Source organism: Parabacteroides provencensis (assembly GCF_900232875.1).
Classification (GTDB): Bacteria; Bacteroidota; Bacteroidia; order Bacteroidales; family Tannerellaceae; genus Parabacteroides; species Parabacteroides chinchillae.
Genome location: NZ_LT960488.1, coordinates 833,207 through 852,790, shown reverse-complemented (window position 1 = coordinate 852,790; position 19,584 = coordinate 833,207). Strand labels below are relative to the sequence as shown.

17 protein-coding genes and 5 tRNA genes are annotated in these 19,584 nt (G+C 39.0%); all 22 read left to right on the top strand.

Annotation, left to right across the window (positions count from 1 at the left end; all coding sequences use genetic code 11):
• Positions 1-243: 243 nt before the first annotated feature.
• The 22 genes from CTY47_RS03775 (at position 244) to CTY47_RS03670 (ending at position 19,489) form a co-directional block, all read left to right on the top strand.
• Positions 244-1,119, top strand: coding sequence for a hypothetical protein (locus CTY47_RS03775; RefSeq protein ID WP_099463490.1), 876 nt, complete (start codon positions 244-246; stop codon positions 1,117-1,119).
• Positions 1,120-1,130: 11 nt separating this feature from the next.
• Complete coding sequence (gene mtnA, locus CTY47_RS03770) at positions 1,131-2,153, top strand: S-methyl-5-thioribose-1-phosphate isomerase (RefSeq protein ID WP_099463489.1); 1,023 nt, start codon at positions 1,131-1,133, stop codon at positions 2,151-2,153.
• Between the two features lie 99 nt (positions 2,154-2,252).
• Positions 2,253-2,444: a 30S ribosomal protein S21 gene (gene rpsU / locus CTY47_RS03765; protein ID WP_099463488.1), complete on the top strand. Its 192-nt coding sequence runs from the start codon at positions 2,253-2,255 to the stop codon at positions 2,442-2,444.
• Positions 2,445-2,510: 66 nt separating this feature from the next.
• Positions 2,511-3,425 carry a tyrosine-type recombinase/integrase gene (locus CTY47_RS03760; RefSeq protein WP_099463487.1) on the top strand — a complete coding sequence of 305 codons (915 nt, stop codon included), beginning with the start codon at positions 2,511-2,513 and terminating at the stop codon, positions 3,423-3,425.
• Complete coding sequence (hpf, locus tag CTY47_RS03755; protein ID WP_099464058.1) at positions 3,415-3,714, top strand: ribosome hibernation-promoting factor, HPF/YfiA family; 300 nt, start codon at positions 3,415-3,417, stop codon at positions 3,712-3,714. The genes CTY47_RS03760 and hpf overlap by 11 nt, the downstream gene beginning before the upstream one ends.
• Before the next feature lie 97 nt (positions 3,715-3,811).
• Positions 3,812-3,885, top strand: a tRNA-Thr gene (locus CTY47_RS03750).
• An 81-nt stretch (positions 3,886-3,966) separates the two neighbouring features.
• Positions 3,967-4,049: transfer RNA gene (locus CTY47_RS03745), tRNA-Tyr, on the top strand.
• 56 nt (positions 4,050-4,105) lie between these two features.
• Positions 4,106-4,178 (top strand) — tRNA-Gly (locus tag CTY47_RS03740).
• Positions 4,179-4,184: 6 nt separating this feature from the next.
• Positions 4,185-4,256 (top strand) — tRNA-Thr (locus tag CTY47_RS03735).
• A 53-nt stretch (positions 4,257-4,309) separates the two neighbouring features.
• Positions 4,310-5,497, top strand: a complete 1,188-nt coding sequence (gene tuf / locus CTY47_RS03730; RefSeq protein ID WP_099463486.1) for an elongation factor Tu — start codon at positions 4,310-4,312, stop codon at positions 5,495-5,497.
• 50 nt (positions 5,498-5,547) lie between these two features.
• A tRNA-Trp gene (locus CTY47_RS03725) sits at positions 5,548-5,620 on the top strand.
• 18 nt (positions 5,621-5,638) lie between these two features.
• Positions 5,639-5,833: a preprotein translocase subunit SecE gene (gene secE, locus CTY47_RS03720; protein WP_007654183.1), complete on the top strand. Its 195-nt coding sequence runs from the start codon at positions 5,639-5,641 to the stop codon at positions 5,831-5,833.
• Positions 5,834-5,845: 12 nt separating this feature from the next.
• Positions 5,846-6,388 (top strand): transcription termination/antitermination protein NusG, encoded by a 543-nt coding sequence (gene nusG / locus CTY47_RS03715; RefSeq protein WP_099463485.1) that lies wholly within the window; start codon positions 5,846-5,848, stop codon positions 6,386-6,388.
• A gap of 65 nt (positions 6,389-6,453) precedes the next feature.
• A complete protein-coding gene (gene rplK, locus CTY47_RS03710) occupies positions 6,454-6,897 on the top strand; it encodes a 50S ribosomal protein L11 (RefSeq protein ID WP_099463484.1) in 444 nt (147 codons plus the stop codon).
• A 15-nt stretch (positions 6,898-6,912) separates the two neighbouring features.
• Positions 6,913-7,611: a 50S ribosomal protein L1 gene (gene rplA / locus CTY47_RS03705; protein WP_099463483.1), complete on the top strand. Its 699-nt coding sequence runs from the start codon at positions 6,913-6,915 to the stop codon at positions 7,609-7,611.
• Between the two features lie 16 nt (positions 7,612-7,627).
• A complete protein-coding gene (gene rplJ / locus CTY47_RS03700; protein ID WP_099463482.1) occupies positions 7,628-8,158 on the top strand; it encodes a 50S ribosomal protein L10 in 531 nt (176 codons plus the stop codon).
• Between the two features lie 44 nt (positions 8,159-8,202).
• A complete protein-coding gene (rplL, locus tag CTY47_RS03695) occupies positions 8,203-8,580 on the top strand; it encodes a 50S ribosomal protein L7/L12 (protein ID WP_099463481.1) in 378 nt (125 codons plus the stop codon).
• A 108-nt stretch (positions 8,581-8,688) separates the two neighbouring features.
• Entirely contained in the window at positions 8,689-12,501 is a 3,813-nt protein-coding gene (gene rpoB, locus CTY47_RS03690) for a DNA-directed RNA polymerase subunit beta (protein ID WP_099463480.1), read from the top strand.
• Between the two features lie 74 nt (positions 12,502-12,575).
• Positions 12,576-16,868: a DNA-directed RNA polymerase subunit beta' gene (gene rpoC, locus CTY47_RS03685; protein ID WP_099463479.1), complete on the top strand. Its 4,293-nt coding sequence runs from the start codon at positions 12,576-12,578 to the stop codon at positions 16,866-16,868.
• 146 nt (positions 16,869-17,014) lie between these two features.
• The gene (locus tag CTY47_RS03680) at positions 17,015-17,878 is read left to right on the top strand and encodes an endonuclease/exonuclease/phosphatase family protein (RefSeq protein WP_099464057.1); all 864 of its coding nucleotides are present in this window, start codon (positions 17,015-17,017) and stop codon (positions 17,876-17,878) included.
• Positions 17,879-17,885: 7 nt separating this feature from the next.
• The gene (locus tag CTY47_RS03675; RefSeq protein WP_099463478.1) at positions 17,886-18,773 is read left to right on the top strand and encodes an AraC family transcriptional regulator; all 888 of its coding nucleotides are present in this window, start codon (positions 17,886-17,888) and stop codon (positions 18,771-18,773) included.
• 404 nt (positions 18,774-19,177) lie between these two features.
• The gene (locus CTY47_RS03670) at positions 19,178-19,489 is read left to right on the top strand and encodes a DUF3467 domain-containing protein (RefSeq protein WP_099463477.1); all 312 of its coding nucleotides are present in this window, start codon (positions 19,178-19,180) and stop codon (positions 19,487-19,489) included.
• The last annotated feature ends 95 nt before the right edge of the window (positions 19,490-19,584 follow it).

Genomic DNA, 19,584 nt, shown 5'->3' with positions numbered 1-19,584 from the left:
ATGACAAATATAATGTTTTTTATTTATGAACTAAAATTTGAGAAAATAATTTAATAACTAAACGGATAAATTAGCAGAGAGCTTTTTTTATATTTTGACCGTTTTTGAAATCATCGGGATCTTTTTACAAATTCATCCCGATGATTTTCTAAAAAGATCCCGATGATTATAATGAATGTCTTTTTCTGTTTGTCATTTATTTATAATTGCTTATTTTTGTGTACACTATAAAGTTTTAGTATTATGAAGAATAAGCTTTTCTTTTTTGTTGCAGTCGTATTGTTGTTGAGTTTAAGCGGTTGTTCTTCTTATTACTATTCGATATTGAGTTCAAATGATCGTGTTGGTATAAGAAGCGATCTGGGAGATTTTGTTCAAGAAACGGATACGGTAGTTGTTTCTTATTCTTTTAATGGAGAGAATGCGCCGGTGTCTATCATTATTTATAATAAACTGGATGAACCTTTGTTTGTTGACTGGACACGTTCGGCTTTGATTATAGATGATATAGCTACGGTTTATCAAGATAAAAAGGTGTTGGTAGAAGGAGAGACAGAGTCGGTCTCCCATGGCGAATCATATAGATGGAATAGTAGGATAACAGAAAATGTAGCTACTTCCCGAGGATCTTTTGCGGGATCTGTGTTTTTACCCAAAGGTGTAGACTTTATTCCTCCAAAATCGAAAATTGAAAATATACCTTTGAATCTGCCAGGTATTCCTTTTGATAAAATACTTAAGGAAGAGTATGTTAAAGAAAATATTACGACTAATGATTTAAGCATGGTTTCGGTTCGTACAAAAGAGTTTACGGAAAGTGATTCTCCGTTGTGCTTTAGAAGTTATCTTACGTTATATACTGATGATCATAATGGCAAACAACGTAAGTATATGTTTTTTGAACGTAATTTTTATATTTCAAAATTAATAAAAGCGGGCAATGTCCCTCCGTCGGATTTTAGCGAGCAACAGCAGTTATCCGGAGACTTTTCTTATGCCCGGAAAGTAAAAGGGGCGGGTGTTGGAATAGCTGTTGGGGCGGTGGCTCTGGGAGTTGCAAGTGTAGTGGTCGGAGTAGCATTAGGACCGGGTGATGAAAGTTTTAATATTGAATTTTAAGGAAGATATATATGATAAAAGAGCTTGCCGATTTAAAAACTGTATGTCTGAATGAAACAAAAGATGCCGTTGTAATTTTGGATCAAACCTTGTTGCCTGAAAAAGAAATATATGTCTCGTTGTTTACAGAACAAGATATTTGGGATGCAATATTTAAACTGAAAGTAAGAGGAGCTCCTGCGATAGGTATTGCTGCAGCGTACGGTATTTATATATGTAGTAGTAAAATAAAAACATCTTCTTTTGAGCAATTTTATAATGAATTTTGCAGGATAAAAGTTTTTTTGTCAGGTGCTCGTCCAACTGCCGTAAATTTAGTAGCGGCTTTGGATAGGATGGAACGGCGAATTTTACTGAATAAGGAGAAAAGTGTACCGCAAATTAAACAAGAGTTATTGAAAGAAGCTCTTGCCATTCGTGAAGAAGATGCAGTTGCTTGTCGTCAAATTGGAGAAAACTGTTTGGCTTTACTTCGTCCGGGTATGGGAGTATTGACGCATTGTAATGCCGGGCATTTGGCCGTTTCGGAGTATGGAACGGCTTTAGCCCCTGTTTATTTAGGCCAGGAGAGAGGATTTGGTTTTAAAGTATTTGCAGATGAAACACGTCCGCTGTTACAAGGAGCCCGGTTAACTACTTATGAACTGCAGCGTGCAGGCGTGGATGTTACTCTTATTTGCGATAATATGGTTTCAAGTGTAATGCAAAAAGGGTGGGTGCAGGCAGTGCTTGTGGGATGCGACCGTATAGCGGCCAACGGAGATGTTGCGAATAAGATCGGAACTTCTGGTGTTGCTGTATTAGCTCGTTATTATGGAATTCCTTTTTATGTATTAGGGCCTACATTAACAATTGATATGCAGTGTCCCGACGGAAAATCTATTGTAATAGAAGAACGGCATCCGGAAGAGGTTACCGATATGTGGTATAATAGACGAATGGCACCAGAAAAAGTGAAAGTTTATAATCCTGCATTTGATGTCACACCTCGTGAGTTGATAACGGCTATTATTACGGAAAAGGGGGTATGGTAGAAAATATTTTACGGAAAGTTTTGGTAATAACGAAACTATCTGTAATTTTGCTGCCCAATTTGTGGATATAGTAATAAACAATATAATACATTAAAAATTATGATCGTAGTTCCATTGAAAGAAGGCGAGAACATTGAAAAAGCGTTGAAAAAGTTCAAAAGAAAGTTTGAAAAGACTGGTATTGTAAAAGAATTGAGAAGTCGTCAGGCTTTTGAAAAACCTTCAGTTGCAAAAAGAAAACAAACTATGCGTGCAATATACGTTCAGCATTTGCAGCAAATAGAAGAATAAATATACAGCCAGGCTTGTTTTATTGAATTCTTATTCCTATTTTCGTTGCATAAAAGTTGATGCAACGTGGACGAACTGATAGATGATTTTTTAACTTATCTGCGGTATGAAAGGAATTATTCCGATTATACAGTTGATGCTTACTCGAAAGATTTAAGTCAATTTGAAGAGTATGTAAAGGATCGTCTGGAAGGTGTATTTAGTCCCGGTCTTATTGATTCGGATATAGTGAGAAGTTGGATAGTCTATTTATTGGATGAAAAGATTTCTCCCGTGTCGGTAAATCGCAAATTGAGTTCTTTGAAATCTTTTTTTAAGTTTCTCATGAAACAGAGAATTGTTTCTGTAAATCCGCTTCGGTTAGTAACCGGGCCTAAAACAAAGAAACCATTACCCTATTTTGTAAAGGAAGGAGAAATGGATATACTGTTGGATGGTGATGGGTTTGATGAGGATTTTGAAGGTGTAAGGAATCGTTTGATGCTGGAATTATTTTATGATACCGGAATACGGCGCTCGGAATTGATCGGAATTAAAAATTCGGATGTGGATTTCGATGCGATGCAATTAAAAGTTACCGGTAAGCGTAATAAACAGCGGTTGATCCCTTTTGCAAAAGGTTTGAAAAACTTAATGCTTGCATACACTGAAGTTCGAAATCGTGAAGTTGGCATACAATGTGAATGGTTCTTTGTCAGAAAGAATGGAGCGCAGCTTTCTACGGGTATTGTATACAATATAGTAAAGAAGATGCTGTCGGAAATCCCAACATTGGCAAAATGTAGCCCGCACGTATTGAGACATTCGTTTGCAACCAGTATGTTAAATAATGGAGCGGAGTTAAATGCTGTGAAAGAATTGCTCGGACATAGCAGTTTGGCTTCAACCAGTGTTTATACACATACAACCTTTGAGGAATTAAAAAAAGTGTATCATGCTCATCCCAGAGCAAAAAAAGAAGGAGGTAATTATGGAAATTAGAATTCATGCTATCCATTTTGACGCAACAGTACAACTTGAGGCGTTTATTCAGAAGAAAGTGTCTAAGTTGGAACAATATTTTGACGGCATTATATTAGCTGAAGTTACTCTGAAGGTTGTGAAACCTGAAAGTGCCAATAATAAACAGGTAGGCATTTTGCTGAAAATCAAAAATGGAGATTGCTTTGCGGAAAAAGTAACAGATACTTTTGAAGCATCTGTTGATGAATGTGTTGAAGCATTAGAAAAGCAATTGATTAAATTCAAAGAAAAAATCAGAGCCAAATAAAAAAAACGGTAGATAAATTTGGTATGTAAGAAATAATATCTAAATTTGCAGCCGTTTCGCCATCATGACGGAACGGCTTCTTTTAGAAGTTTCTATCGCCTCTTTAGCTCAGTTGGCCAGAGCACGTGATTTGTAATCTCGGGGTCGTTGGTTCGAATCCGACAAGAGGCTCAAAAGAGTTGACGGTGGAAAGTTGACAGTTGACAGTTTATGTCGCTTTCCTGTTTTTTATCTGTCAACTGTCAACTGCTTGGGCAGTTACCAGAGTGGCCAAATGGGGCTGACTGTAACTCAGCTGGCTTTCGCCTTCGGTGGTTCGAATCCATCACTGCCCACACTCGAGATATAGAACATGCCGCCAGGCCGGTTGGTTTAATGTTGAGAGTAAATTGCGGAAGTAGCTCAGTTGATAGAGCATTAGCCTTCCAAGCTGAGGGTCGCGGGTTTGAGTCCCGTCTTCCGCTCTTATTGCCTGTGTAGCTCAGCGGTAGAGCACTTCCTTGGTAAGGAAGAGGTCCCGAGTTCAAGTCTCGGCACCGGCTCATTGGTATTTTTTTAGAACATGATCATTAATCAAATAAAGAACAATTAAGTTATGGCAAAAGAGAAATTTGACAGATCGAAACCACATGTGAACATTGGTACGATTGGTCACGTTGACCACGGTAAAACAACTTTGACAGCTGCAATTACAACAGTATTGGCAAAGAGAGGTCTTTCAGAATTGCGTTCATTCGATTCTATCGATAACGCTCCTGAAGAAAAAGAAAGAGGTATCACTATCAACACTTCTCACGTAGAGTATCAGACTGCAAACCGTCACTATGCTCACGTAGACTGTCCGGGTCACGCCGACTACGTAAAGAACATGGTAACTGGTGCTGCTCAGATGGACGGTGCTATCATTGTAGTTGCTGCTACTGATGGTCCTATGCCTCAGACTCGTGAACACATCTTGTTGGCTCGTCAGGTAAACGTACCGAGATTGGTTGTGTTTATGAACAAATGCGACATGGTTGACGACGAAGAAATGTTGGAATTGGTTGAAATGGAAATGAGAGAATTGCTTTCTTTCTACCAGTTTGATGGTGATAACACTCCGTTTATCCGTGGTTCTGCTCTTGGTGCATTGAATGGTGAACCGAAATGGGAAGACAAGGTTATGGAATTGATGGATGCAGTAGATACTTGGATTCCTCTGCCTCCGCGTGATGTCGATAAACCTTTCTTGATGCCGGTTGAAGACGTGTTCTCTATTACTGGTCGTGGTACAGTTGCAACAGGTCGTATCGAAGCAGGTATTGTAAAAGTTGGTGAAGAAGTTCAGATCATTGGTCTGGGTGCTGACGGAAAGAAATCTGTTGTTACAGGTGTTGAAATGTTCCGTAAGTTGTTGGATCAGGGTGAAGCCGGTGACAATGTAGGTTTGTTGCTTCGTGGTATTGACAAAAACGAAATCAAACGTGGTATGGTAATCTGCCATCCGGGTAAGGTTAAAGAACATTCTAGATTCAAGGCTGAAGTTTATATCTTGAAGAAAGAAGAAGGTGGCCGTCATACTCCGTTCCACAACAAATACCGTCCTCAGTTCTATATCCGTACATTGGACGTAACAGGTGAAATCACTCTTCCTGAAGGAACAGAAATGGTAATGCCTGGTGATAACGTAACAATTGACGTTGAACTGATTTACCCGGTAGCTTGTAATGTAGGTCTTCGTTTCGCTATTCGTGAAGGTGGACGTACAGTAGGTGCAGGTCAGATCACAGAATTAGAAAACTAATTCAATATACATAAATATGTAGCCAACCTTGTTGAGAGGTTGGCTATTTTACGGAAGTAGCTCAGTTGGTAGAGCACTGGTCTCCAAAACCAGGTGTCGGGAGTTCGAGCCTCTCCTTCCGTGCTAAAATCTATAGATTCGATGAAAAAGATAATTACTTATATTAAGGAATCTTATAACGAACTTGTTTATAAAGTTTCTTGGCCTACTAGAACAGAGCTTTCCAATAGTGCTGTGGTTGTTATGTTTGCTTCCCTTATAATTGCAGCAGTAATCTTTGTTGTAGACTTAGGTTTTGAAAGCGTGATGCGTTTCTTCTACGAGAAAATTTTTTAATCGGTTTTTGATATGTCTGATATCCAAAAGAAATTTTATGTTCTTCGCGCCATAAGTGGTAAAGAGAATAAGGTTAGAGAATATCTAGAAGCTGAGTTGAAGAATACAGACTTAGGAGAGTATGTTTCACAAGTTTTGATTCCTACCGAAAAAACGTTTACTGTGCGTAATGGTAAAAAGGTTATGAAAGAAAGAGCCTATTTGCCGGGTTATGTACTTGTAGAGGCAGCTTTGGTGGGTGAAGTAGCTCATCGATTGCGAAACATTCCCAATGTGATTGGATTTTTAGGAGGTTCGGATAATCCCGTGCCTTTGCGTCCGGTAGAAGTAAATCGTATTTTAGGTACGGTTGATGAATTGCAGGAACAGCAGGAAGAACTGGATATTCAATTTTTTGTTGGAGAGAATGTGAAAATCACCTTTGGACCATTTAATGGTTTTACGGGTGTGATCGAAGAGGTAAATGCTGAGAAAAAGAAACTCAAAGTAATGGTTAAGGTCTTCGGACGTAAAACACCGCTTGAGTTGGGTTATATGCAAGTTGAGAAAGAGTAAGTGCTTTTGTTACGAAAAGTACGGGGCTTTCTGTTTTTGATGTTATATATCTAAATTTTAGAAAAATGGCTAAAGAAGTTGCTGGACAAATCAAATTGCAGATTAAAGGAGGAGCAGCAAACCCTTCTCCCCCAGTAGGACCTGCTTTGGGTTCTAAGGGTATTAATATTATGGAGTTTTGCAAGCAATTTAATGCCAAGACCCAAGACAAGGCTGGTAAGATATTACCTGTTATAATTACTTATTATGCCGATAAGTCTTTCGACTTTATTGTCAAAACCCCTCCTGTAGCTATTCAATTGCTTGAAGCTACTAAGGCAAAAAGTGGTTCTGCAGAACCTAATCGTAAGAAAATTGCAGAAATTACTTGGGATCAGGTTAAAGCTATCGCTGAAGACAAGTTGGTCGATTTAAACTGCTTTACTGTTGACTCAGCCATGAAAATGGTTGCAGGTACTGCCAGAAGTATGGGTATAACTGTTAAAGGGACATTCCCGGGTAATAATTAATAAACTTCAATTGAGATGAGTAAACTTACAAAAAATCAAAAGTTGGCTTTGGGCAAGATTGAAGCTGGGAAAGCATATACATTAAAAGAAGCTTCAGCTTTAGTAAAAGAAATTACTACGACTAAGTTTGATGCATCTGTAGATGTTGATGTTCGTTTAGGTGTTGACCCTCGTAAGGCAAATCAAATGGTAAGAGGTGTGGTTTCATTACCTCACGGAACTGGAAAGCAGGTTAGGGTTCTCGCATTATGTACACCGGACAAAGAAGCTGAGGCTACTGCTGCAGGAGCTGACTTTGTTGGATTAGATGAATATATTGAAAAGATTAAAGGCGGTTGGACTGATATTGACGTTATCATTACTATGCCTTCTATCATGGGTAAAATCGGTGCTTTGGGTAGAGTTTTAGGCCCTCGTGGTTTGATGCCAAATCCAAAAAGTGGTACTGTTACCAATGAAGTAGGTAATGCAGTGAAAGAAGTTAAACAAGGTAAGATCGACTTTAAGGTAGACAAAGCCGGAATCGTTCACACATCAATTGGTAAGGTATCTTTCAATGCTGACCAGATTCGTGATAACGCTAAGGAATTTATTTCAACTTTGCTTAAGTTGAAACCGTCTGCAGCTAAAGGTACGTATATAAAGAGCATTTATCTTTCAAGTACAATGAGCGCGGGTATTAAAATTGACCCGAAATCAGTTGAAGAAAACTAATTAAAATTATTGCACAATGAAAAAGGAAGATAAAGGCATAGTAATAAGCCAGCTTACAGAAACTGTAAAGGAATATCCTAACTTTTATTTGACTGATATCGAAGCACTGGATGCTGAGAAAACCAGCAAATTGAGAAGAGAATGTTTCAAGCAAGATGTAAAGTTGGTTGTTGTTAAGAACAACTTGCTTAAGAAAGCACTTGAAAATGTTGGCGGTGATTTTTCTCCGTTGCAGGTTGCTTTAAAAGGCAATACAGCTGTAATGTTTTCACAGACAGCTAATGCTCCTGCTCGTCTGATTAAAGAATTTACTAAAGGTGCTAAAAAAGGTGAAACAACAAAACCGGAATTGAAGGCTGCCTATGTTCAGGAAAGCTTCTATATTGGTGGCGAAAATCTTGAAGCATTAGTAAATATCAAGAGTAAAAATGAACTTATTGCAGATGTTATTGCATTGTTGGAATCACCTGCAAAGAATGTTATTTCCGCTCTACAGTCATCAGGGCAAACTATCCATGGTCTGTTGAAGACTTTGGAAGAAAGATAATAAATTAATTTTATACAGATAATAATCATTTAAATCATACAAAAATGGCAGATTTGAAAGCTTTTGCAGAACAATTAGTGAACTTGACCGTTAAAGAAGTAAGTGAACTGGCAACTATCCTTAAAGAAGAATACGGTATCGAACCTGCTGCTGCAGCTGTTGCTGTTGCAGGTCCTGCTGCTGGTGGTGCTGCTGCCGCTGCAGAAGAAAAAACTTCTTTCGATGTTGTATTGAAAGCCGCTGGTGCTAATAAGCTGGCTATCGTTAAGTTAGTAAAAGAATTAACTGGTCTGGGCTTGAAGGAAGCTAAAGATTTAGTTGATGGCGCTCCTAGCAACGTTAAAGAAGGTGTAGCTAAGGCTGATGCTGAAGCATTGAAAAAGAGCTTAGAAGAAGCTGGAGCTGAAGTTGAGCTTAAATAGTATTTATAACCTGGTAATCAGGTGATTTGGTTAAGAGTCTCCGACTAGGGAAGACTCTTAACCTTTTTGTGTCTATAATTTCAATAAGTTCAATAAATTCCTTACTAGATGTCTTCAACAGCTGAAAACCAAAGAGTTAATTTTGCTTCGATTAAGAATCAGTTCCCATATCCTGACTTCCTCGAAGTTCAATTGAAGTCATTCCAAGACTTTCTTCAACTTGACACACCTCCTGAAAAGAGAAAAAAGGAGGGGTTGTATAAGGTATTTGCAGAAAACTTTCCGATTGCAGATACTCGTAACAACTTCGTGTTGGAGTTCTTAGATTACTATATAGATCCGCCCCGTTATACTATTGACGAATGTATTGCCCGCGGACTAACCTATAGTGTACCTTTAAAAGCAAAGTTAAAACTATATTGTACTGACCCTGATCATGAGGATTTTGATACTGTGATCCAGGATGTATATTTAGGCCCGATTCCTTATATGACGGAAAGAGGTACTTTTGTGATAAATGGTGCAGAGCGTGTTGTTGTGTCTCAGTTACACCGTTCGCCTGGTGTATTTTTCGGACAGAGTATTCATGCGAATGGTACAAAATTGTACTCTGCGCGTATTATCCCGTTTAAGGGTTCATGGATCGAATTTGCAACAGACATAAATAATGTGATGTATGCATATATTGATCGTAAAAAGAAATTGCCTGTAACTACCCTTTTAAGAGCTATTGGTTTTGAAAGTGATAGAGATATTCTTGAAATTTTTAATCTGGCGGAAGAGGTAAAAGTTTCAAAAGCAAATCTGAAGAAATTAATCGGCCGTAAACTGGCGGCTCGTGTTCTGAAGACTTGGGTGGAAGATTTCGTAGATGAAGATACTGGAGAAGTTGTATCTATTGAACGTAATGATGTTATCATAGATCGTGAATCTATTCTTGATAACGAAAATATTGAGGCTATTCTGGAATCTGGTACGCAAAACATTTTGTTACACCGCGAAGACCAGAATTTGTCAGATTATGCTATAATCTATAATACTCTTCAAAAAGACCCGAGTAACTCAGAGAAGGAGGCTGTTCTGTATATTTATCGCCAGTTAAGAAATGCAGAACCTGCTGATGAAGCTAGTGCACGTGAAGTTATTACGAACTTGTTCTTCTCTGAAAAACGTTATGACCTGGGTGAAGTCGGCCGTTATAGAATTAATAAAAAATTAGGTCTTACAACAAGTGAGGATGTTAAAGTCCTGACTAAAGAAGATATAATCGAAATCATTAAATATTTGATAGAGTTGATTAACTCTAAAGCAATTGTTGATGATATCGACCACTTAAGTAACCGTCGTGTACGTACAGTTGGTGAACAGCTGTATAATCAATTTGGTATTGGTTTGGCCCGTATGTCGCGTACAGTACGTGAACGTATGAATGTGCGTGATAATGAAGTGTTTACTCCGATTGATTTGATTAATGCAAAGACAATTTCTTCTGTTGTTAATTCTTTCTTTGGAACGAATGCTTTGTCACAGTTTATGGACCAGACAAACCCATTGGCTGAAATTACGCATAAACGTCGTTTGTCTGCACTAGGCCCTGGTGGTTTGTCCAGAGAACGTGCAGGTTTCGAAGTTCGTGACGTACACTATACACATTATGGCCGTCTTTGTCCGATTGAAACCCCTGAAGGTCCGAACATCGGTTTGATTTCTTCTTTGTGTGTCTATGCAAAAATTAATGAATTAGGCTTTATTTCAACTCCATACCGCAAGGTAAACAGTGGTGTGGTTGATATGTCTAATGAAAATATGCAATATTACACAGCGGAAGAAGAAGAAGAATTGACTATCGCACAGGGTAATGCATTGCTTGATGAAAACGGTAAATTCGTACGTGACCGAATAAAAGCGCGTTTTGAAGCTGATTTCCCTGTTGTTCCGCCTGCTGAAATTGATTTGATGGACGTGGCTCCTCAACAGATTGCTTCTATAGCGGCATCTTTAATTCCTTTCTTGGAACATGATGATGCTAACCGTGCATTGATGGGATCTAACATGATGCGCCAGGCTGTGCCTTTGTTGCGTACGGATGCTCCTATTGTTGGTACTGGTATTGAAGCCCAGGTTGCAAGAGATTCCCGTACTCAGATTATGGCTGAGCGCGATGGGGAGATTGTATTCGTAGATGCAACTTGTATTAAGATTAAATATGACCGCACGGAAGACGAAGAATTTGTAAGTTTCGAAGATGCGGTTAAGACATATAATATTCCGAAATGGCGTAAAACCAATCAGAGTACAACTGTTGACTTACGACCGATCTGTCATCGTGGCCAACGTGTGAAATCCGGTGATATCCTGACAGAAGGCTATTCAACTCAGGAAGGCGAACTTGCTTTAGGACGTAATGTGAAAGTTGCGTACATGCCTTGGAAGGGATATAACTATGAGGATGCTATTGTGCTGAACGAACGTATGGTTCGTGAAGATTTCTTTACCTCTGTTCACGTAGACGAATATATTCTTGAAGTACGTGAAACCAAACGTGGTATGGAAGAACTTACTTCCGATATTCCAAATGTTAGCGAAGAAGCTACGAAAGATTTGGATGAAAGAGGTATTGTTCGTGTTGGTGCTCGTATTGAACCGGGAGATATTCTGATTGGTAAGATTACTCCAAAAGGAGAATCCGATCCTTCTCCGGAAGAAAAATTGTTGCGTGCTATTTTTGGTGATAAAGCCGGAGATGTGAAAGATGCTTCATTAAAAGCTACCCCGTCTTTGCGAGGTGTGGTTATCGAAACATCATTGTTCTCAAAGGCTGTCAAGAAACGTAAATCCAGACTGACAGATAAAGCTATTCTTCCGAAACTGGATGAAGAATACGAACAGAAAATGATAGACTTGAAGAACTTATTAGTTGAGAAACTATTAGTTCTTACAAATGGCAAAACTTCTCAGGGTGTGAAAGATTATATGAATACCGAAGTGATTGCCAAAGGTGCTAAATTCTCTCGTAAAGCTTTAGAAGAATTAGACTATAATGCTGTTCAGGTTAGTAAGTGGACGGCAGATGCTGATAAGAATGAGTTGATCAAACAAGTTATTCTGAATTATCTGAAGAAATATAAAGAACTGGATGCTGAACTGAGACGTCGGAAATTCGATCTCACAATCGGTGATGAATTGCCAACAGGTATTGTTCAGATGGCTAAAGTTTATATTGCTAAGAAACGTAAGATTCAGGTAGGTGATAAGATGGCTGGTCGCCATGGTAATAAAGGTATCGTGTCTAAGATCGTTCGTCAGGAAGACATGCCATTCTTGGAAGATGGAACTCCTGTTGATATTTGTTTGAACCCTCTGGGTGTGCCTTCTCGTATGAACCTTGGACAGATTTTTGAAGCTGTATTAGGTTGGGCTGGCCGTACATTGGATGTTAAGTTTGCAACTCCGATCTTTGACGGTGCTACACTGGATAATATGAATGAATGGACTGATAAAGCAGGCCTTCCGCGTTATGGTAAGACCTATCTGTATGACGGTGGAACAGGCGAACGTTTTGACCAACCGGCAACAGTCGGTGTGACTTATTTCTTGAAATTAGGCCACATGGTTGATGATAAGATGCATGCTCGTTCTATTGGCCCGTATTCATTGATTACTCAGCAGCCATTAGGTGGTAAAGCTCAGTTTGGTGGTCAGCGTTTTGGAGAAATGGAAGTTTGGGCTCTGGAAGCGTTCGGTGCGGCACATATTCTTCAGGAAATACTAACAATCAAGTCTGATGACGTTGTCGGACGTTCTAAGGCTTATGAAGCAATTGTTAAGGGTGATGCGATGCCGCAACCAGGTATCCCGGAATCTCTGAATGTATTGTTGCATGAGTTGAGAGGTCTTGGTTTAAGTTTCACTTTGGATTAATTCAAAAACAATAAGAGTAGGTGAGCTTTGGCTCATCTGCTTTATCTATTGATAACTCTTTATAAATAAAAAATATGGCCTTTAGAAAAGAAAACAAGATAAAGAGTAACTTTTCAAAAATAACCATCGGTCTGGCATCACCTGAAGAGATTCTTGAAAACTCCAGTGGTGAAGTATTAAAACCCGAAACGATTAATTATCGTACATACAAGCCTGAACGTGACGGTTTGTTCTGCGAGCGCATTTTTGGTCCTATTAAGGATTATGAATGTCATTGCGGAAAATACAAACGTATTCGTTATAAGGGTATTGTCTGTGACCGTTGTGGTGTGGAAGTTACAGAGAAAAAAGTTCGTCGTGAACGTATGGGACACATCCATCTGGTTGTTCCTGTAGCTCATATCTGGTACTTCCGTTCATTGCCTAACAAAATAGGTTATTTGTTGGGACTTCCGACAAAAAAACTGGATTCCATTATTTATTATGAACGATATGTTGTTATTCAGCCTGGTTGTGTAGATACAGTTGCTGAATTAGACTTATTGTCAGAAGAAGAATATTTGCAGATTTTGGATAGTCTGCCAAAAGAAAATCAATTACTTGAAGATACTGATCCTAACAAATTTATTGCGAAGATCGGTGCTGAAGCCGTATATGATTTATTGGCTCGTCTGGATCTGGATTCTTTGTCTTATGAATTGCGTCACCGTGCAAGCACGGATGGTTCGCAGCAGAGAAAGAATGAAGCATTGAAACGTTTGCAGGTTGTTGAATCTTTCCGTGCATCCAGAGGTCGTAATAAACCGGAATGGATGATCGTCAAGGTTGTTCCTGTTATTCCTCCGGAATTGCGTCCGTTGGTTCCACTGGATGGTGGCCGTTTCGCTACTTCAGATTTGAATGATTTATATCGTCGGGTTATTATCCGTAATAACCGTTTGAAACGATTAATCGATATTAAGGCTCCCGAGGTGATTTTGCGTAATGAAAAACGTATGCTTCAGGAAGCTGTGGACTCTTTATTTGACAATTCTCGTAAATCGAGTGCTGTAAAGACTGATGCTAACCGTCCGTTAAAGTCATTGTCTGATAGTTTGAAAGGTAAACAAGGCCGTTTCCGTCAGAACTTGTTGGGTAAACGTGTCGACTATTCAGCTCGTTCGGTTATTGTCGTTGGTCCTGAATTAAAAATGCATGAATGCGGTTTGCCAAAAGGTATGGCTGCCGAACTTTATAAACCTTTTGTTATTCGTAAATTGATCGAACGTGGTATCGTTAAGACCGTTAAATCTGCTAAGAAGATTGTGGATCGCAAAGAACCGGTTGTTTGGGATATTTTAGAATATGTAATGAAAGGTCATCCTGTGTTGCTGAACCGTGCTCCTACATTGCACCGTTTAGGTATACAGGCGTTTCAGCCAAAATTGATTGAAGGTAAGGCTATTCAGTTGCACCCGTTGGCTTGTACGGCTTTCAATGCCGACTTCGACGGTGACCAGATGGCTGTTCACTTGCCATTAGGTAATGAGGCTATTTTGGAAGCTCAGATGTTGATGCTTGCATCACATAACATTTTGAATCCGGCAAATGGTGCTCCTATTACCGTTCCTTCACAGGATATGGTGCTTGGTTTGTATTATATCACAAAATTGCGTAAAGGTACTTTAGGCGAAGGTTTGATGTTTTACGGTCCGGAAGAAGCAACAATCGCATACAATGAAAAGAAGGTTGATATCCATGCTCCGATCAAAGTCTATGTAGATAATGTAGAAGAAGATGGTAAGTTGGTGAAGAAAATTATCGAAACTTCTGTCGGTCGTTTGATGGTGAATGAATTTGTACCTACTGAAGTTGGTTATATCAATGAGGTGTTAGGAAAGAAGGCTCTTCGTGATATTATCGGTAAAGTTATCAAAGTTTGTGGTGTTGCACGTACAGCCCAGTTCCTTGATGATATTAAGAATCTGGGATATTATATGGCATTCAAGGGTGGTTTGTCATTTAACCTGGCCGACGTTCTTATTCCTGCTGAAAAGGATGAATTGGTGAAGGAAGGTTATGATGAGGTAGAACAAATCCTTGCAAACTATAACATGGGTTTCATCACAAACAATGAACGTTATAATCAGATTATTGATACGTGGACTCACGTTAACAGTAAGTTGTCAAATATTTTGATCAAGCAACTTACTGCAGATAACGACGGTTTCAATTCTATTTATATGATGATGGATTCCGGTGCCCGTGGTTCTAAAGAACAGATTCGTCAGTTGTCTGGTATGCGTGGTTTGATGGCAAAACCGCAGAAGAGCGGTGCTGAGGGTGGACAGATTATTGAAAACCCAATCCTTTCAAACTTTAAAGAAGGTTTGTCAGTGTTGGAGTACTTTATCTCTACTCACGGTGCTCGTAAAGGTTTGGCCGATACGGCTTTGAAGACTGCTGATGCTGGTTACCTGACTCGTCGTTTGGTTGACGTATCACATGATGTGATCATTAATGAAGAGGATTGTGGTACTTTACGTGGTTTGATCTGTACGGAGCTAAAGAATAACGAAGAAGTTATTGCTTCTTTGTATGAACGTATCCTAGGACGTGTTTCGGTTCATGATATTATTCATCCGATAACAGGTGAAGTGATTGTACATACAGGTGAAGAAATTCGCGAAGATGCAGCTCTGAAAATTCAGGAATCTCCGATTGAAAGCGTAGAAATCCGTTCTGTACTGACTTGTGAATCTAAAAAAGGTGTTTGTGCTAAATGTTATGGACGTAACTTAGCTACAGGGCGTATGGTTCAGAAGGGCGAGGTTGTCGGTGTAATTGCAGCGCAGTCTATCGGTGAACCGGGTACTCAGTTGACATTGCGTACGTTCCACGTGGGTGGTATCGCTTCCAATATTGCAACAGAAAATAGCATTACTTCTAAATATGATGGTATTATTGAAATTGACGAATTACGCTCTGTAGAAGCTGCGGATGAAAGCAATGGAAAGAAATACCAGGTTGTAGTAAGCCGTTTGGCTGAAATGCGTATTGTCGATCCGAATACAAAAATTGTCTTACTTACTCATAATATACCTTACGGTTCTAAGTTATTCTTCAATAATGGTGATACTATTAAGAAGGGTGATGTAATTATTGAATGGGACCCGTTCAATGCCGTTATTGTATCGGAAGTATCAGGTAAGATTGAATTTGAAAGTGTAGTTGAAAACGTTACCTACAAAGTAGAAAGTGATGAAACTACAGGTTTGAAGGAAAAGATTATTATTGAATCTAAGGATAAAACCAAGGCTCCGGCTGCTCATATCGTAGACGAAAATGGAAATTATTTGAAGAACTATTCATTGCCTTTGGGTGCACACGTTGTGAAAGATAACGGTGATCCGATTAAGGCTGGTGAAGTTCTTGTTAAAATCCCTCGTGCTGTTGGTAAAGCAGGTGACATCACCGGTGGTCTTCCACGTGTTACAGAGTTGTTTGAAGCCCGTAACCCGTCTAATCCTGCAGTTGTTTCTGAAATTGATGGTGAAATTGGCTTTGGTAAGATCAAACGTGGTAACCGTGAAATTACAGTAACTTCCAAGTTGGGTGAAGTTAAGAAGTATATGGTGCCTTTGTCAAAACAACTTTTGGTTCAGGAGAATGACTATATACGTGCAGGTATGCCTTTGTCTGACGGTGCAATTACACCTTCTGATATTCTGGCTATCCAGGGACCTACGGCTGTACAAGAATATATTGTTAATGAAGTTCAGGATGTTTACCGTTTACAGGGTGTGAAGATCAATGACAAACACTTTGAAGTAATCGTTCGTCAGATGATGCGTAAGGTGGAAGTGGTTGATCCGGGAGATACTCGCTTCCTGGAACAACAGGTGGTGGATAAACTGGAAGTAATGGATGAAAACGACCGTATCTGGGGCAAGAAAGTTGTTATAGAGCCGGGAGATTCTCAGACATTGCAAGCCGGTCAGATCGTAACTGCCCGTAAGTTAAGAGACGAGAACAGTATGTTGAAACGTCGTGACCTTAAATTGGTTGAAGTACGTGATGCCGTTCCTGCTACAGCAAACCAGATTCTTCAGGGTATTACCCGTGCAGCTTTGCAGACGAATAGCTTTATGTCTGCTGCATCTTTCCAGGAAACGACAAAGGTGTTGAACGAGGCTGCTATCAACGGAAAAGTAGACCGCCTGGAAGGTCTGAAAGAAAATGTTATCTGCGGACACTTAATTCCTGCAGGTACAGGCCAGAGAGATTTCGATAAACTTGTGGTTGGTGCTAAAGATGAATTCGAACGCATCTTTGCAAATCGTAAGAATGTTGTTGATTTTAATGGTATGGACAGAGATGATGAATAAAATCAGATAAGTCTTAAAAAGAAAGGTCTCCGATAACTCGGAGGCCTTTTTTTATATCTTCTAATTTGGTTAATAAATGGAGAACTTTTATTTTTGTAAGTATATGCATATTTATGCATAATAATACACTAAAAACAGAGACTATCATGAAAAGAATTGTGCTATGCCTAGCCGCATTTTTACTGTCTGTAAGTTGCTTATTCGCCAAAGACTCAGATGCCAAATTGAATGTAATGTCTTATAATATCCGGTATGACAATCCGGAAGATGGAAATAACCAATGGAAATTTCGCCGGGACTTTGCGGGAAATCTCGTTAAATTCCACGATGTGGATATTTTTGGCGCACAGGAAGTTTTGCATAATCAGCTAATGGATTTGACAGAACGTTTACCGGGGTTTGCGTATGTTGGTGTCGGACGTGAAGATGGAAAGACAAAAGGGGAATACGCCCCGATATTTTATCGTAAAGATCGTTTTTCTGTTATCAAAAGCGGTAATTTCTGGTTGGCAGAAGATATAAATGCCATTGGAAAGAAAGGTTGGGATGCTGCGTGTGAGCGTGTTGCTACCTGGGCTATCTTGGCAGATAAAGAGACCGGAAAGAAATTCTTTTTTCTGAATACGCATCTGGATCATATGGGAAAAGTTGCACGGCATGAAGGGGCTTCTTTGGTATTGGAGCAAGCCGCAAAATTGTCGGAAAATTTGCCGATTATAGTAACCGGCGATTTTAATGCTGTTCCCTCAGATGAGCCTGTACGGGTATTGACGAATGTGGGTGATCCCCGGCACCTGACACATACACGTGCAGTTGCAGAATTTAAGTATGGTCCGGAATGGACTTTCCATAACTTTGGTAAGATTCCTTATGATAAACGGGAATGGATCGATTATATTTTTGTAAAAGGTAATATCAAGGTATTGCGCCATGGGGTACTTACCGAGACATTAAACCAACTATTTCCTTCGGATCATTGCCCTATAATTAGCGTGTTGGAAATTCAATAAGTCTGTTATGAATAAAGAGAGCGATGTGTTACGAGAAATAACCCCACTTTCAACCGAAGATTGTTTTTTAATAATGCAACGGTTGAAACAAGGATTCAAGTATCCGCTTCATGTACATCCGGAGTTTGAACTTAACTATCTGGAGAATGCTTCAGGAGCTATCCGGATAGTGGGTGACTCTATTGAAGAAATGGACGACCTTGACTTGGTTTTGATTGCAGGTAATACAAAGCATGCTTATTCAAATCATAATTGTTTTTGTAAGGATATTTTCGAGATAACTATCCAGTTCCATCACTCTTTATTTGATAGCCTGATTAATAAGAGGCATTTTAAAACAATAAAAGATATGTTTGAAAAAGCTTCTCAAGGTCTGATTTTTAGTAAGAAAATGATACAGCTTATTCAGCCGGAGTTGAAAATGTTGTCGAATGACGAACGCCCTGATTCTTTTCATAATCTACTAAAATTAATAGATATTTTAAAGACGCTTTCTCTGGATTCTGAGGCTCGCCGATTGAATGCTGTGAATAAAGTTAAAAATTATAATAAGAACGACAATGACAGGCTGGAAGGGTTGATGCTTTATTTGCACGAAAATTACTACCGGCAAATTCTATTATCAGATGCTGCTTCGTTAATAAATATGAGTGAGGCTTCTCTTAACCGATTCTTGAAAAAGTGGACAGGAAAGACTTTTATAGATAACTTAAATGATATTCGCATAGCCGAGGCTGCCTGTCGTTTAATAGATACAAGTGATTCTATTTCTGAGATATGCTATAAGTCTGGCTTTAATAATCTGTCTAACTTTAATAGAATATTTAAAAGCCGTAAGGGGAATACTCCCACAGAATACAGAGAGAAATATGCACGCACACGTTTCAGGATTTGAAACAGGATTTTATAGAAATTAGCATTGATATATGTCAAGAGTTGACAAAATAGTATCATTTATTGTTTGAATAGTATTTGGTAGGTTCCTATAAACCCACTACTTTTGTAAAGTTCAAGTGAGAGAGATTAGCACTTAAACTCAAACCTTGACCTAAACGCCAAAACCTATTATAATGAACACAAAAGGTATTTTTACATTGGTCTAAAGAATTGAGAATTAAAAACACAACTAGAAAAGGGCTACCTGTGAAGGGCGCCCTTTTCGCTTTTTGTACGGTTCAATGTTTATAAACTTAAGATTGATATCTTATTCTTTTTGCCAGATTTGTGTTTGAATATACGACAATAAAAGATATTTGTTTACATTTGCTATGAATATTAATCAATAAAAGAGTAATAATTATGGAAAATAGTAAACAAACCAACGAAATACAGGTTGAGCTTTCTGAAGAAATGGCTCAGGGAACATACGCCAATCTTGCTATTATATCCCATTCGTCATCAGAGTTTATATTGGACTTTATCCGTGTTGTACCGGGTGCTCCGAAGGCGCAGGTAAAAAGTCGCGTGATTCTGACTCCCGATAATGCGAAGCGATTGCTTTTTGCATTACAGGATAATCTGGCTAAGTTCGAAGATCAGCAAAAAGGAGATAAGACTGCTCAATTTGATGATTTTGTTCCTCCGATGGGGGGAATGAAAGGCGAAGCTTAATAGCTTAACGTTTTCTTGTGTTGCAGGGTGAACATATTTGAAACTTGTATTTGCCGGAATTTGGGTAGGCAACCAAACTTGAAAGGGTAGGCAAC

What these genes read in the sequence shown, in the direction of transcription:
- tuf (WP_099463486.1), top strand. Translation starts at nt 4,310, where the DNA reads ATGGCAAAAGAGAAATTTGACAGATCGAAACCACATGTGAACATTGGT.
- rpoB (WP_099463480.1), top strand. Translation starts at nt 8,689, where the DNA reads ATGTCTTCAACAGCTGAAAACCAAAGAGTTAATTTTGCTTCGATTAAG.
- hpf (WP_099464058.1), top strand. Translation starts at nt 3,415, where the DNA reads ATGGAAATTAGAATTCATGCTATCCATTTTGACGCAACAGTACAACTT.
- CTY47_RS03775 (WP_099463490.1), top strand. Translation starts at nt 244, where the DNA reads ATGAAGAATAAGCTTTTCTTTTTTGTTGCAGTCGTATTGTTGTTGAGT.
- CTY47_RS03670 (WP_099463477.1), top strand. Translation starts at nt 19,178, where the DNA reads ATGGAAAATAGTAAACAAACCAACGAAATACAGGTTGAGCTTTCTGAA.
- rpoC (WP_099463479.1), top strand. Translation starts at nt 12,576, where the DNA reads ATGGCCTTTAGAAAAGAAAACAAGATAAAGAGTAACTTTTCAAAAATA.
- secE (WP_007654183.1), top strand. Translation starts at nt 5,639, where the DNA reads ATGAAAAAGATAATTACTTATATTAAGGAATCTTATAACGAACTTGTT.
- mtnA (WP_099463489.1), top strand. Translation starts at nt 1,131, where the DNA reads ATGATAAAAGAGCTTGCCGATTTAAAAACTGTATGTCTGAATGAAACA.
- rplL (WP_099463481.1), top strand. Translation starts at nt 8,203, where the DNA reads ATGGCAGATTTGAAAGCTTTTGCAGAACAATTAGTGAACTTGACCGTT.
- rpsU (WP_099463488.1), top strand. Translation starts at nt 2,253, where the DNA reads ATGATCGTAGTTCCATTGAAAGAAGGCGAGAACATTGAAAAAGCGTTG.
- CTY47_RS03680 (WP_099464057.1), top strand. Translation starts at nt 17,015, where the DNA reads ATGAAAAGAATTGTGCTATGCCTAGCCGCATTTTTACTGTCTGTAAGT.
- nusG (WP_099463485.1), top strand. Translation starts at nt 5,846, where the DNA reads ATGTCTGATATCCAAAAGAAATTTTATGTTCTTCGCGCCATAAGTGGT.
- CTY47_RS03675 (WP_099463478.1), top strand. Translation starts at nt 17,886, where the DNA reads ATGAATAAAGAGAGCGATGTGTTACGAGAAATAACCCCACTTTCAACC.
- rplK (WP_099463484.1), top strand. Translation starts at nt 6,454, where the DNA reads ATGGCTAAAGAAGTTGCTGGACAAATCAAATTGCAGATTAAAGGAGGA.
- rplJ (WP_099463482.1), top strand. Translation starts at nt 7,628, where the DNA reads ATGAAAAAGGAAGATAAAGGCATAGTAATAAGCCAGCTTACAGAAACT.
- rplA (WP_099463483.1), top strand. Translation starts at nt 6,913, where the DNA reads ATGAGTAAACTTACAAAAAATCAAAAGTTGGCTTTGGGCAAGATTGAA.